The sequence below is a fragment of the Paenibacillus sinopodophylli genome, assembly GCF_005930355.1.
In the GTDB taxonomy this organism is placed as follows: domain Bacteria; phylum Bacillota; class Bacilli; order Paenibacillales; family Paenibacillaceae; genus Pristimantibacillus; species Pristimantibacillus sinopodophylli.
In genome coordinates, this window is record NZ_VDBO01000001.1 from 392483 (window position 1) to 407238 (window position 14756).

At 46.7% G+C, this 14756-nt stretch carries 11 protein-coding genes; 7 read left to right on the forward strand and 4 right to left on the reverse strand.

The genetic code is table 11. From position 1 onward, the window contains the following. Nucleotides 1-90 precede the first annotated feature (90 nt). On the forward strand, nt 91-1581 hold the full coding sequence (locus FGT79_RS01540) for a sugar ABC transporter ATP-binding protein (RefSeq protein ID WP_138752886.1): 1491 nt from the start codon (nt 91-93) through the stop codon (nt 1579-1581). Further along, nucleotides 1578-2570, forward strand: coding sequence for an ABC transporter permease (locus FGT79_RS01545; RefSeq protein WP_138751028.1), 993 nt, complete (start codon nt 1578-1580; stop codon nt 2568-2570). Before FGT79_RS01540 ends, FGT79_RS01545 begins: the two co-directional genes overlap by 4 nt. Before the next feature lie 107 nt (nt 2571-2677). On the opposite strand, the gene FGT79_RS01550 is transcribed toward FGT79_RS01545, so the two are convergent. Beyond that, nucleotides 2678-3016, reverse strand: coding sequence for a hypothetical protein (locus FGT79_RS01550; RefSeq protein ID WP_138751029.1), 339 nt, complete (start codon nt 3014-3016; stop codon nt 2678-2680). A gap of 249 nt (nt 3017-3265) precedes the next feature. Between FGT79_RS01550 and FGT79_RS01555 the strand changes: the two genes are divergently transcribed. From FGT79_RS01555 to FGT79_RS01570, 4 genes are all read left to right on the forward strand, one after another. Then, entirely contained in the window at nt 3266-4318 is a 1053-nt protein-coding gene (locus FGT79_RS01555) for an SPFH domain-containing protein (RefSeq protein WP_138751030.1), read from the forward strand. After that, nucleotides 4315-5274 carry a diacylglycerol kinase catalytic domain-containing protein gene (locus FGT79_RS01560; protein WP_138751031.1) on the forward strand — a complete coding sequence of 320 codons (960 nt, stop codon included), beginning with the start codon at nt 4315-4317 and terminating at the stop codon, nt 5272-5274. The genes FGT79_RS01555 and FGT79_RS01560 overlap by 4 nt, the downstream gene beginning before the upstream one ends. 172 nt (nt 5275-5446) lie before the next feature. After that, complete coding sequence (locus FGT79_RS01565; protein ID WP_138751032.1) at nt 5447-5809, forward strand: hypothetical protein; 363 nt, start codon at nt 5447-5449, stop codon at nt 5807-5809. A 160-nt stretch (nt 5810-5969) separates the two neighbouring features. After that, a complete protein-coding gene (locus tag FGT79_RS01570; RefSeq protein WP_138751033.1) occupies nt 5970-6863 on the forward strand; it encodes a hypothetical protein in 894 nt (297 codons plus the stop codon). A gap of 98 nt (nt 6864-6961) precedes the next feature. Here FGT79_RS01570 and FGT79_RS01575 read toward each other — a convergent pair whose 3' ends face one another. The 3 genes from FGT79_RS01575 to FGT79_RS32460 form a co-directional block, all read right to left on the reverse strand. After that, entirely contained in the window at nt 6962-7255 is a 294-nt protein-coding gene (locus tag FGT79_RS01575) for a hypothetical protein (protein WP_138751034.1), read from the reverse strand. Nucleotides 7256-7447: 192 nt separating this feature from the next. Next, the gene (locus tag FGT79_RS01580; RefSeq protein WP_138751035.1) at nt 7448-7876 is read right to left on the reverse strand and encodes a VOC family protein; all 429 of its coding nucleotides are present in this window, start codon (nt 7874-7876) and stop codon (nt 7448-7450) included. 224 nt (nt 7877-8100) lie between these two features. Further along, nucleotides 8101-8211, reverse strand: coding sequence for a sporulation protein YjcZ (locus tag FGT79_RS32460; RefSeq protein ID WP_138751036.1), 111 nt, complete (start codon nt 8209-8211; stop codon nt 8101-8103). A gap of 414 nt (nt 8212-8625) precedes the next feature. Here FGT79_RS32460 and FGT79_RS32180 point away from each other — a divergent pair. After that, a partial coding sequence (locus FGT79_RS32180; protein WP_281285892.1) for a beta strand repeat-containing protein occupies nt 8626-14756 on the forward strand: 6131 nt, incomplete at its 3' end.

A 14756-nucleotide genomic window follows, 5' to 3' on the forward strand; every position in this document is an offset into this window, starting at 1 on the left:
AGCGCCCTTATCCATATGGATAAGGGCGCTCTATCCTGTTTGGGGAGGAAGGTGGGTCTGTTGATAGACTCAAAGGCAAGCCGGCTGGACATGAAGCGGATTTCAATAGCCTTTCCAGGCGTTCAAGCATTGACGGATGTGGATTTCCATACGGTTGCCGGCAGAGCACATGCTCTAATTGGAGCAAATGGTGCGGGTAAGTCTACGCTAATGAAGGTGCTGGCAGGGGCTCATGATCACTATACCGGGAGCATATCCGTTGACGACGAGGAAGTTCGCATTCGGACGCCTAAGGACGCTAAGGATAATGGCATTCAAGTTGTTTACCAAGAAGTGGATACGGCATTGATATCAAACCTGTCGGTTGGCGAGAATATTATGCTCGAGCAAACGGTGCATAATATGAAGGGAAAACACCTGATTAATTGGAGAGAGATTCACCGCAGCGCACAGAAGATATTGGATCGTATGAACATTACCGTATCAACTAAAAAACTCGTTCAAGAGCTAACGCTTGCAGAGAAGCAGATGGTACTGATCGCTCGGTCCGTATCTAAGCAGTGCCGCTTCCTCGTTCTGGACGAGCCTACGGCTCCGCTTAGTCATAGTGAAACCGAACAATTATTTCGGCTTATCCGTTTTTTGAAGGAAGAGGGCGTCGGCATCATATTCATCTCGCATCGACTGCCGGAGCTTTATGAAATTTGTGAAGACATTACTATTATGCGTGACGGAAAGCTGGTAATACGGGAAGAGCTTGTGAATGTCGACCAGCATAAAGTAGTGGAGCACATGCTTGGTGCCAAGATGGATGGTCAGTTTCCTCATGTACAGAAAGAGATTGGACAGAAATGGTTTGAGGCCAAAGGCATTCGCGACGGCGAGAAAGTAAATGGCGTCGACCTGCATGTTTGCAAAGGAGAAATCATTGGATTGGCAGGCTTGGTAGGTGCGGGAAAAACTGAACTTTGCCGCGCGTTGTTTGGAGCAGCACCCGATGTATCCGGTCAACTGTTCATGAATGAAAAAGAGCTGCGGATTCGATCGCCACACCATGCTGTTCGAAACGGTATTGCGCTGGTTCCTGAGGAACGCAGACGAGAAGGTGTGTTCGTAGAGGAGTCCGTAAGCACAAACTTGACTGCTGCTGGGTTATCACGTTTCACAAGATGGAGAACATGGCTAAGCAAGGAGAAAGAGCAGAAAGCAGCAGCTGGAATTATTCAAAGCTTAGGTGTGAAAACGCCAAATGCTAGTGCGAAGGTGGGCAACCTCTCCGGAGGTAATCAGCAGAAGGTCGCGATTGGCAAGTGGCTGCTTGTTGATGCAGATGTGTACCTATTCGATGAGCCTACCAAAGGCGTTGATGTTGGGGCGAAGCGCGATATTTACGAGCTGGTTGCGGAACTTGCAAGGCGAGGGAAATGTATCATTTACGCTTCAAGTGAAATGTCAGAAATAATGGGCATTACGGATCGTATCTATGTGATGTATGATGGGGTTGTTGTGAAAGAGCTACATACTTCGCAAACGAGCGAGGAAGAGATTATGCTTCATAGTACAGGAGGATTATTAACATGATGGCTGCCGCAAAGGCCAGGGAGAAGAAAAATTTTCAGGTCGTTGATTTTTTATATAAATATGGAACGCTTATAACGATTCTTCTTCTTATCGTTATATTTGGTACGGTTACAGATAACTTTTTAAGTACATCGAACATTATTATTATTTTACGTTCCATTTCGATCGTAACGATTATCGCAATTGGCTTAACGGTTTCGCTTTCTGTCGGAGGTTTTGATCTCTCCGTTGGGTCTGTTGCTTCGCTTGCGAATGCGATCGTTATTTCAATGTATGTCTGGCATGGTCAAAACGTCGGACTTGGGATAGCAGTAACGATTGTGTTCTGCCTCGTCGTGGGAGTTATTAACGCATTGCTGGTCATCAATTTCAAAATACAAGATATGCTTATGACACTCGCGACAATGTTTGTTTTCCAGGGAGTGGCGCTAACGTATACACGAGGAGCTACGATTTCTCAAAATATGGTGATGCCAAGTGGAGATTTCGCAACCGGCCAAATACCCAAGCTGTTTAGCAAGATGGGACAAGTACCTTGGATTATCATCATTATGCTGCTCATCGTAGCAGTTGTTCATATCTTCCTTACTTACACAAAGCATGGACGCTACATGTATATGATTGGCGGTAATCAGGAAGCAGCTAAACTCTCAGGCATCGCGGTAAGCAAGTATCGCCTGATAGCCTACCTGATCTCAGCTTTATTCGCAGCTGTCGGCGGGATCATGCTTGGTGCACGGGTCATGAATGCCGAGGTTAATGCCGGAGCCCCTTATTTGATGGATGCTGTTGCTGCAGCCTTTATTGGCTATTCGGTATTTGGTGCTGGAAAGCCGAATGCTTTCGGCACATTTGCTGGTGCGGTATTGATCGGAATTCTCTCCAATGGTCTTATTATGCTGTCCATTCCCTACTATGCCATGGATATAGTGAAAGGATCAGTGCTAGCACTTGCACTTGGCATTACCTATTACAAAAGAAAACACTAATAATAGGCAAACAAAAACCGTCTGGGTCAGCGCCCAGACGGTTTTTTATTTTTCGAAACTAGGGCAGGCAGCTTGTTTATTGTGAGATAGTCCGTATGCAAGAAGGATTAATAACAATAGTAGCGTTCCCAAATTTTGTAGGAATCATCTTTATGCTTATCCCACCAACAGATCTCATCCCACCAGTCATCATCGTCCCACCAATCAAACCAGCCTTTGTTGTTCCAATCTTTGTCATTCGAATAATGATTGGATGAGTTGTAATTAGACTGATTATTACTGTTGCTGTTATTGTTTTTCGTAACCGTAAATACCGAAAAGATGCTGGAAATGAAGCTCTTTTTATGATCTGAAGTATCTTTGTTAGATGAAGCAAATGCTGTAGTAGGAAACAGGCAAAGAGTGAGCAGTAAAGAAAGACTTATGATTTTTTTGAATTTGGACATGACATTAACACCTCCCCCTACACAGCTTTCATTACGAACATGTTGTTCGTTATAAAGAATTTTATAATAAAAAAATCCGTTTGTAAACGAGATTTTTTCTAAAAATTGGATACTTTTCGTGGTTTTTGAGGGGGGATTCAACAGCTTGCGTTTAATTTATTCATATTGATATTATCAAATGAAGGCTGTATAGTTCTGATATAGTCATTTTGAATTATTCAATTCAAGAGCGAAAGCGAGGTTTTTAGCATGTTTGGATTCCGATTTGTTAAGTTTCAGCCAAGTGATTATGTAATTAAGGTGCAGAACGGTAAAGTTATCCAGGAAGGCATCGGATTATCCTTTTATTATTTTGAGCCCACTACTTCTGTAATTGTCGTTCCGATTTCATCGATTGACGTGCCGTTTATGTTTGAAGAAATGACGCAAGATTACCAGACCGTGACCGTACAAGGCCAGTTGACCTATCGCATCGTTGATTATAATAAAACAACTCAGCTTTTGAACTACACATATAATGTACGGAGAAAAAACTATATCTCGGATGATCCCAACAAACTTGCGCAAAGAGTGATTCCAATCGTTAAAGTGCAAATCAAGAAGCAGCTTGCACATTTACCGCTTAAAGAGGCAATCCAGTCCAGCGAAAAACTAGGACAGCGAATTATAAATGAAGTAAAGGGTAATGAGGAGATCGAAAAACTGGGGATTGAGCTGATGGGATTGTCCGTTCTTGCCGTTCTGCCCAATAAGGAAACGATGAGAGCACTTGAAGCAAAAGCAAGGGAAGAAATGTTGAGAGACGCGGACGATGCCCTATATGAGCGCCGAAACGCTTCAATCGAACAAGAAAGAAGAGTAAAAGAGAATGAGCTAAGTACGGAAATAGCAGTGGAAACGAAGAAGAAGCAAATCAAACAAACTCAGTTGGATGCAGAGCGGTTTATTAAGCAGAAACAGAATGAAATGAAGGAAGAACAGCTATTCTTCGATACAGCACTTGAAGCGAAGAAGGGTAGTTTAATCGAGTTAGCAATAGCAAATAAAAACGCACAGGCAGATGCCAAAGCCTATGAGTTAGCTGCAGTAATGAAGGCTATGAGTGGAATTGAGCCCTATGTCCTTCAAGCGCTAAGCAATATGGGTATGGAGCCGAACAAGCTGATTGCGATTGCTTTCCAGGATATTGCAGACAAAGCAGAGAAAATTGGACAGCTTAATATTACCCCGGATTTATTGCAGGGCATGATGGCTGGTTCGGGTACGCCAGCTATTGCTAGTAGAGGGGGAAATGCAAGATGAGTGACCGTAATCATACTCAAAAAATCATTCTCATCAAGCGCAAAACGCGTCTAGAGGAATTAGTAGTGCGTCATCATACTATTTCGCAAGCACAGTTCTATATCGAGAGGCTTGGTGCCGACTTCAGTGATTATTTGATCGAGGATGAGATTTATAGAAAGGCTATTGCAGAAGTTTCTAATGACCTGAGTGCTTTCGGCAGGTTGCAGTTGATTGAGCGTGAGCACATTCAGCAGTATATATTTGGTAAGCAGGATATTGTCGTTGTTGTTGGACAGGATGGCCTTGTCGCCAATACATTGAAATACTTGCAGGAGCAGCCATTAATAGGCGTTAACTCTGATCCTGTTCGCTTTGATGGTCATCTGCTCCCGTTTACGACCAAGGATATTAGGGTTATTGTGCCAGATGTGCTCAAGAATAGAAGACAGGTAAAAGAAGTAACGTTGGCACAGGCTCAGTTGAACGATGGACAGGTGCTGTATGGCGTCAACGATCTTTTTGTTGGGAGGAGGACACATATGTCAGCACGATACCACCTTACCATTAATCAACTAAGCGAGCAGCAGTCCTCAAGTGGGATTATTATATCGACGGGCCTTGGTGCAACGGGCTGGTTTAGGAGCGTGCTGGCTGGTGCGGCCGGAATCGTAAGAGGAGAGATGAATCAGTCAGCACATAGCAGTGTAAGCGAGTGGAATGTGGAAGTGAATGATTTCACTTGGCAGTCTCCGTATCTCTATTTCACAGTAAGAGAGCCTTTCCCTAGTCAAACAACGGCAACAAAGCTTGTATTCGGTCAGATTCATGACAGCAAGCCGCTGCGGATAACGTCTCAAATGCCTGAGGACGGAGTGATCTTCAGCGATGGTGTAGAGAGCGATTATTTGGCGTTCAATTCAGGTGTAGAAGCGACGATTGGCATAGCGAATAGAAAAGGGCAGCTAATTGTGTAGCTGCCCTTTCGTTATAGACTTATGGTTTTCAAATGCCGCAGCATCCTGTCAACAAGAGTTAAGGCGCAACTGGGGGAGTTGCGTAGTAATTGGGATAACCTATGGTGACATAGATTAAACGGAATGGCTGAATAAGTGAGGTGTATGCCATGTACCATACGGGAAAGCAATCATGAAGCTGATGATCTATTTAATCATGCTGTTAATTGGACTTCCAGCAGTGTTATTCTCAGTGCTCGTCATGGGATTGACAGAAGACTTGAAATCAGGTGTAATGATGCTTTTGTCTGCGTCAGCCTTATTTATACTAATTAGATTAAACTATACTCCGACAGCACATGAGCCTAGACAAACAACTCGACGTAGATATAGGCTAAAAGAAGACATCGATTTTGGGAGAATCATACCAAAAGCTAACAGGGCGACACTTCCACCACCACCACTGTGCGATATTTACAGAGAGATGAATGTTCAGGACGTTGAGACGGAAGAGTTATACCGCCTCATTATTGAATGTGATCCGCGTGGTGAATAGGCTGTGTCGTTTCTTCCGATGATAGATTTGTAATGGTTCAAACATAATGAAGTGTTCCGAATCGTAAGGATGATATTGACATATTAAAAATTATTAATCCCCTTTAACCCCTTATATCAGCTAAGATGTGCGAAAGCTAGTGAATAGGGGGATGATCAATATGGAGAAAAAACGTTGCTTATTTTGTTCAGAATATGTTCCTGTAGAGCCAAAAGGTGAGTTTGACCGTTTTCTTGGATGCCATTGTGCGCCAGAAAGCTCATATAGCCTGCAAAGAGAGCATTATGTCACGATTCATGCGCTGCCATATACAGTTAAAAATAAGCGATTTCCTATTATATCGGGTTATATTAGGGAGAAGACGGATTGTGGAGATAAGGTTGTGCTCGGAGAGAACGATCTTCAGGCGATAACAGATGCGCCGACGATTCCAGTCACGATTGAGGATAAGGAGCGACGTTTGCTCCAATTCATTTATCGGAATACGAAAGGTCCAGGTGACTCAGTACTTATTCAGCCGTTAAGTAATCATTTTAATCTGACCTATTCGCCAAATCTGCAGGAGCTTGTTTATATTATTGAGAAGCTGAAAGAGGCACAGTTGTTGATTAGGGAGGGTTTGAACTTTAAACTCACGGATAGCGGCTGGAGTATTGCTGCAGCTAGTGCTGGAGGTAGTAAGCTGAAAGACTGCTGTGTGCTGCTGCCCGAAGACGAGGGGATGCGAGCAGAGTGGTTGGATCAAATATTTCCAAAAATTGAGCAGTGTGGATACCGTCCAAGGCTGTTTCAGCCATCGGAGCGGGAATATACAGACGCGTATTCACTGCTCGAGTATTCAGACTGCAAGCTTATGATTGCAGACTTATCGGAGCATTCTCCTGAGATTTATTTAGTCGCCGGAATCGGAATGGGCAAAAACATTCCAATCATATCGACGATGAGAAGCAGTGTCCAAGCGGAGGATTGTGTTCGAATGCCTGCTATACGGCCATTAATGTGGGAGAGCTCAGAGGAGCTGGCGATGCTATTGCAGCAACGCATAGCACAATAGAAATTGTATGCAGAGCAGCAAAAAACACACGCGACGTTCGGTGTGTTTTTTGGTATTTATACATAAAAAATCAAATTGAAGCGATGATTTTATAACTTTTAGCTGCACATGGAGGTGGGCTTGAGCGCAGCATTGAAAGCGGCACGGTTCTGCCATAGAAAAGAAACTATTTCGGCTTGTTCATTAAAGAAATATTCTTGCTTGTCCAAGTATTCGTCGCCAAGTCCATGAACACTGAAGCGTTCCTCGCCATAGCTCATCAAGGTCCACTGACCTCCGCGCTTTCGATCTTCGAATACGAGGTAAAACTTCTGGCCGTCTTGGTCCCATTGGGAAAATGCATTGAAGCTTTCTAGAATAGAAGCAATGTCTGTTTTCTTTTTAATCAGCATGAATAATCTCCTCTTTCTGTATTGTAATAGTGGGAATATTTAGTTAGGTGTTTGCATAAGAACAACACAAGAATAAATGATTTTACTGAAAAAGTATGTCAAACGATAGGTGCGAAAAGTAGGAGTTTTTGACGAAGAAAGGCGCTTCTCTTTGTGGAGAAGCGCCTTTCTATTTAGGGAATCTAAATTTGGTTACGAACCAGCAGTTTCGTCCTCGCAGCTTAATTGCCATTCTATACCGAACTTATCGGTAAGCTGTCCGTAGCTTTTACTCCAGAAAGTGGGAGCAAGCTCCATTTTTATTGTTCCATCCTGCGAAAGATTATCGAAAATAGTACGAATTTGTGCTTCGTCGGGGCTTAGTGCAGTGAGGTTGATGTTATTTCCTAAGTGGAAAGGCATGCCTGGGAATACATCTGAGAACATGACAGTTTTCCCTAAGATCGAAACACGAGCATGCATAATGAGAGACTTCGCTTCTTCTGGCAGCGGGTGATCAGGATTCGGAGGCATATCTCCAAATGTTGCCAAATGCGTAATTTCTGAATGGAATGCCTGCGCATAGAATTCAGCTGCTTCGCGACAGTTTCCGTTGAAGTTTAAATAAATTTCAAGTGACATTCTAAACACCCTTTCAAACTGCAAATTTGTCATTGCTTGTCCCTGTTCCCTATTCTAGATTACCATTTAATGTTCATTTTGCAAATTCGAGAATATGTAATGAAATTAGCTCTCAACAATTACTAAAAGGTGTCTGTAGAGATTTCGATAATGAATGATTCTGCTCTGTGCCGGGATGAAAATAAAAATGGCCCTCCGATTAAGGAGGACCAAGTTCGTTGCTATTAATAGCCGCCGCCAAAAACGCCACAGCTACAAGCGATAATCACCAATAGGATGAAAAGCACGAGAATCGTTCCAGTGTTAGTGAAAGCACCACCTACATGACCGGACATTGTATACAGCACCTCCTTGCATGTTGAGTACTCAGTAATGTATGCCGATTTGTTACGGTGTGCTTGGGTGTTTGCACCGGTAGCAAATGATCCGTGATATGAACCTTGAATGAGGATCGTGGGAGTTGTCGTTTTTTTGTGCTGGATAGGTGGATTGAATAGTCTTTTATCTTTGGAAAGACTCATTTAGAAGGCTTAAGTACAGTCAAACTTCTTTGCGCGTTCATTTAATAGCAATAAGGGATTCATTTCGGCTAATGGAATAAAAGAGTTACTGGATGTTGTTTGATGATAAAAGTACTTGGATTCATATGACTATTTTGAGGAAGGAGCTTGTACATGGATTGCAACTGCTCGGGATCAAGTAAATTCAGTCTGGAGTGTTCGTGTTATGTATGTATGGGCTCGAGCTCTTTGAGTTGTGATGGGATTTCTGGTAAAGGTGGCGTTACGGGTGTTACTGGAACAACGGGAGCTACTGGTGAAATAGGTACAACAGGTGTTACAGGGGTAACGGGAGCGACAGGAAGTACTGGAGTCACAGGATTGACTGGTGCTACGGGTGAAACAGGAATTACAGGTGCAACAGGAATAACAGGAAACACTGGTGTTACAGGTAATACGGGAGCCATAGGAATAACAGGTAATACTGGAGTAACAGGAGCAACTGGAGCCACAGGCGCGACTGGTGAAACAGGAGTCACGGGAATAACGGGAGTAACAGGAAGTGCTGGACTCACAGGAGCAACAGGTACAACTGGATTCACAGGATCAACGGGAGCTACAGGAGAAACAGGCGTTGCAGGTATTACAGGTATCACAGGAGGTATTGGTGTTACAGGAGCAACAGGAGCAACCGGTGCTACGGGAGACACAGGTGCCACAGGAACAACAGGAGCAACGGGAGTAACAGGTGTTACAGGAGCGACAGGTGATACGGGAGTAGCAGGAAGTACTGGCGCGACTGGTGTTACTGGTGAAACAGGAGCCATAGGAAACACAGGTGTGACTGGTGTTACTGGTGAAACAGGAGCCATAGGAAACACAGGTGTGACTGGAGTTACTGGTGAAACAGGAGTCATAGGAAACACAGGTGTGACTGGTGCTACTGGTGAAACAGGAGCCATAGGAAACACAGGTGTGACTGGTGCTACTGGTGAAACAGGAAACACAGGTATTACAGGTATTACAGGTACTACAGGAGTAACAGGAGCCACAGGAATAACAGGAGATACTGGTGCTACTGGAGTCACTGGCGAAACAGGTGCCACAGGAACTACCGGAACAACAGGTGCTATAGGAGTAACAGGAGTAACTGGCGCGACTGGTGCAACAGGAATAACAGGTAGTACTGGTGCTACAGGAGTTATTGGAGTCACAGGCTTGACTGGTGAAACAGGATCCACAGGCGCGACTGGTGCAACAGGAATAACGGGAGCCACGGGTACTACGGGAATAACAGGAGTAAGTGGACTATCAGGTGCAACAGGAGTTACTGGAGTCACTGGAGTCACAGGCTTGACTGGTGAAACTGGAGTCACAGGAGCAACAGGAGTAACAGGAGTAACAGGAGTAACAGGAGTAACAGGAGTAACAGGAGTAACAGGAGTAACAGGAGCGACTGGTGCAACAGGAATAACAGGAAGTACTGGAATTACGGGAGCTACAGGTGAAACCGGTGCTATAGGAGCAACAGGATCCACAGGAGCAACAGGGGTCACAAGCGCGACTGGCGCAACAGGAGCGACAGGAGTCACAGGAAGTACTGGTGTAACAGGAGTAACTGGAGTTACAGGTAATACAGGAGCCACAGGAGCTACAGGAATCACAGGAAGTACTGGTACAACAGGAGCAACTGGAGCCATAGGCGCGACTGGTGAAACAGGTGTCATGGGAATAACGGGTAATACAGGAAGTACAGGTATCGCAGGCGCGATTGGTGAAAGAGGAGCCACTGGTGCCACAGGAATAACTGGATTGACAGGAGCAACAGGAAGTACTGGAGTAACTGGTGCCACAGGAATAACAGGTATCACAGGCGCGACTGGTGAAACAGGTATAACAGGAGCAACAGGTGAGCCGGGTATTACTGGTGTAACAGGGATAACGGGAGTCACAGGAAGTACTGGAGTTACGGGAATAACAGGTGCCACGGGAGTAACGGGAGCAATAGGTGAAACAGGAGCCACAGGAGCCATAGGAAACACAGGTGTGACTGGAGTTACAGCAGCAACAGGAAGTACAGGTGTTACAGGAGCGACAGGTGAAACGGGAGTAGTAGGAAGTACTGGCGCGACTGGTGCTACTGGTGAAACAGGAAACACAGGTATTACAGGAGCCACAGGAATAACAGGAAGTACTGGTGCTGTTGGTGAAACAGGAGGAACAGGAAACACAGGTATTACAGGTGTGACTGGAGTTACAGGTACTACGGGAGCAACAGGAGCAACAGGAGCAAGTGGACTAACAGGAGTCACAGGAACAACTGGTGATACGGGAGCAACAGGGACTATAGGAATAACAGGAATTACGGGAGCTACTGGTGAAACCGGTGAAACCGGTGCTACTGGCGCTATAGGAGCCACGGGTACTACGGGAATAACAGGAAGTACTGGTGAAACAGGAGCAACGGGAGCCAAAGGAACTAACGGAACTACCGGAACCACAGGAGTCACAGGCGAGACTGGTGCAACAGGAATAACTGGATTAACAGGAGCCACAGGAAACTCAGGTATTACAGGAGTAACGGGAAGTACTGGAATTACGGGAGTTACAGGTGAAACCGGTGCTACAGGCTCTATAGGAGTAACAGGAGTAAGTGGACTAACAGGAGTCACAGGAACAACCGGTGATACTGGAGCCACAGGAGTCACAGGAGCCACTGGAGCGACTGGTGAAACGGGAATAATAGGAAGTACTGGTGCAACAGGAATAACTGGATTAACAGGAGCCACTGGAGCCACTGGAGCCACTGGAGCAACAGGAAACACAGGTATTACAGGAGCAACTGGACTAACAGGAGTCACGGGAACAACTGGTGATACGGGAGCAACAGGGACTACAGGAATAACAGGAATTACGGGAGCCACGGGAGTCACTGGCGAAACAGGAGTCACAGGGAACACAGGTATTACAGGAGTGACTGGAGTTACAGGAACTACAGGAACTACAGGAACTACAGGAACTACAGGAACTACAGGAACTACAGGAACTACAGGAACTACAGGAGCAACAGGAACTACAGGAGCAACAGGAACAACAGGAACAATAGGAATTACGGGAGCCACGGGTACTACGGGAGTAACAGGAGCAAGTGGACTAACAGGTGTCACTGGAGCGACTGGTGCTACGGGAGAGGCAGGTGCCACAGGAACAACGGGAGTCACAGGTGCGACAGGTGCTACTGGCGCTATAGGAGTAACAGGAACTACTGGTGATACGGGAGCAACAGGGACTACCGGAACAACAGGAATTACGGGAGCAACGGGTACTACGGGAATAACAGGTGTTACTGGTGAAACAGGAGCCATAGGAAACACAGGTGTGACTGGAGTTACAGCAGCAACAGGAAGTACAGGTGTTACAGGAGCGACAGGTGAAACGGGAGTAGCAGGAAGTACTGGCGCGACTGGTGCTACTGGTGCTACTGGTGCTACTGGTGAAACAGGAAACACAGGTATTACAGGATCCACAGGAATAACAGGAAGTACTGGTGCTGCTGGTGAAACAGGAGGAACAGGAAACACGGGTATTACAGGTGTGACTGGAGTTACAGGTACTACAGGAGTAACAGGTGCGACAGGTGCTACTGGCGCTACTGGCGCTATAGGTGCCACGGGTACTACGGGAATAACAGGAGTAAGTGGACTAACAGGTGCAACGGGAGTTACTGGAGTTACTGGAGTTACTGGAGTCACTGGCTTGACTGGTGCAACAGGAATAACAGGAAGTACTGGAATTACGGGAGCTACAGGTGAAACCGGTGCTACTGGCGCTATAGGAGCAACAGGAGCAACAGGAGCAACAGGAGCAACAGGAGCAACAGGAGCAACAGGAAACACAGGTATTACAGGTATTATAGGTGTGACAGGAGCAACAGGAGCAACAGGGGTCACAAGCGCGACTGGCGCAACAGGGGCGACAGGTGTATCAGGAGCAACAGGAAGTACTGGAGTTACGGGCGAAACAGGAGTAACAGGTGCGACTGGTGAAACAGGAACAACAGGTGCTACGGGGGCAATTGGAGCGACAGGAGTCACAGGAAGTATAGGAAGTACAGGTGTAACAGGAGCAACAGGAAGTAATGGAGTAACTGGTGAAACAGGAATAACAGGAATAACAGGTATCACAGGCGCGACTGGTGAAACAGGTATAACAGGAGCAACAGGTGAGCCGGGTATCACTGGTGTAACAGGGATAACGGGAGTCACAGGAAGTACTGGAGTTACGGGAATAACAGGTGCCACGGGAGTAACGGGAGCCACAGGAAACACAGGAAACACAGGTGTGACTGGAGTTACAGGTACTACAGGAGTTACTGGAGTCACTGGCGTGACTGGTGAAACAGGAGGAACAGGAAACACAGGAAACACAGGTATTACAGGTGTGACTGGAGTTACAGGTACTACAGGAGCAACAGGATCCACAGGAATAACAGGAAATACTGGTGCTACTGGAGTTACTGGAGTCACTGGCGAAAAAGGAGCCACAGGAACTACCGGAACAACAGGTGCTATAGGAGTAACAGGAGCGACTGGTGCAACAGGAATAACTGGTAGTACTGGTGAAACAGGAGCAACGGGAGCAACGGGAGCCACAGGAACTAACGGAACTGCCGGAATAACAGGAGCAAGTGGACCAACAGGTGTCACAGGAACAACAGGTGATACGGGAGCCACAGGAGTCACAGGAGTCACAGGAGTCACAGGAGTCACTGGTATGACTGGTGAAACAGGGGCAACGGGAGCCACAGGAACTAACGGAACTACCGGAATAACAGGAGCAAGTGGACTAACAGGTGTCACAGGAACAACAGGTGATACGGGAGTCACAGGAGTCACTGGTATGACTGGTGAAACAGGGGCAACGGGAGCCACAGGAACTACCGGAACCACAGGAGTCACAGGCGAGACTGGTGCAACAGGAATAACTGGATTAACAGGAGCCACAGGAGGAACAGGAGCAACAGGAAACACAGGTATTACAGGAGTAACGGGAAGTACTGGAAGTACTGGAAGTACTGGAATTACGGGAGATACAGGTGAAACCGGTGCTACTGGCGCTATAGGAGCCACGGGTACTACGGGAATAACAGGAAGTACTGGTGCTACAGGAGTCACTGGTGTGACTGGTGAAATAGGTGTCACAGGTGCTACTGGTGAAATAGGAGCAACGGGAGCCACAGGAACTAACGGAACTACCGGAACCACAGGAGTAACAGGCGAGACTGGTGCAACAGGAATAACTGGATTAACAGGAGCCACAGGAGTCACAGGAAACACAGGTATTACAGGAGCAACTGGACTAACAGGAGTCACAGGAACAACTGGTGATACGGGAGCAACAGGGACTACAGGAATAACAGGAATTACGGGAGCCACGGGTACTACGGGAATAACAGGTGCAAGTGGACTAACAGGTGTCACAGGAACAACAGGTGATACGGGAGCAACAGGAGTCACAGGCGTGACAGGAGCAACAGGAGTGATTGGCGCTACGGGAGCAACAGGAGCAACAGGAGCAACAGGAGCAACCGGAGCAACCGGAGCTACGGGAGAGACAGGAGCGATAGGAAACACAGGAAACACAGGAACAATGGGAATAACAGGAACCGCAGGCGCAACAGGAGCAACAGGAATTACCGGAACAACAGGAATTACGGGTGCAACAGGAGTCACTGGAGCGACTGGTGCTACAGGAGTTACTGGAGTCGCTGGCGTGACTGGCGAAACAGGAGCAACCGGTGCTACGGGAGAGACAGGTGCCACAGGAACAACGGGAGTCACAGGTGCTACTGGTGCTACTGGCGCTATAGGAGTAACAGGAATTACTGGTGATACGGGAGCAACAGGAGCAACAGGAGCAACAGGAACTACCGGAACAACAGGAATTACGGGAGCAACAGGAGTCACAGGTGCAACGGGAGTTACAGGAGTAACAGGAGTCACAGGTGCGACAGGTGCGACAGGTGCGACAGGTGCGACAGGTGCTACTGGCGCTATAGGAGTAACAGGAACTACTGGTGATACGGGAGCAACAGGAGCAACAGGGACTACCGGAACAACAGGAATTACGGGAGCCACAGGAAACACAGGTATTACAGGTGTCACAGGAGCAACGGGAGTTACAGGAGCCGTAGGGGTCACAGGCGAGACTGGCGCAACAGGAGTTACTGGAGTTACTGGTGAAACAGGAGCGACAGGTGCTACGGGAATAACAGGAGCCACAGGAAACACAGGTATTACAGGTGTCACAGGTACAACAGGAGCAAATGGAGTCACGGGCGCGACTGGTGCAACAGGAATAACAGGAATAACAGGAATAAC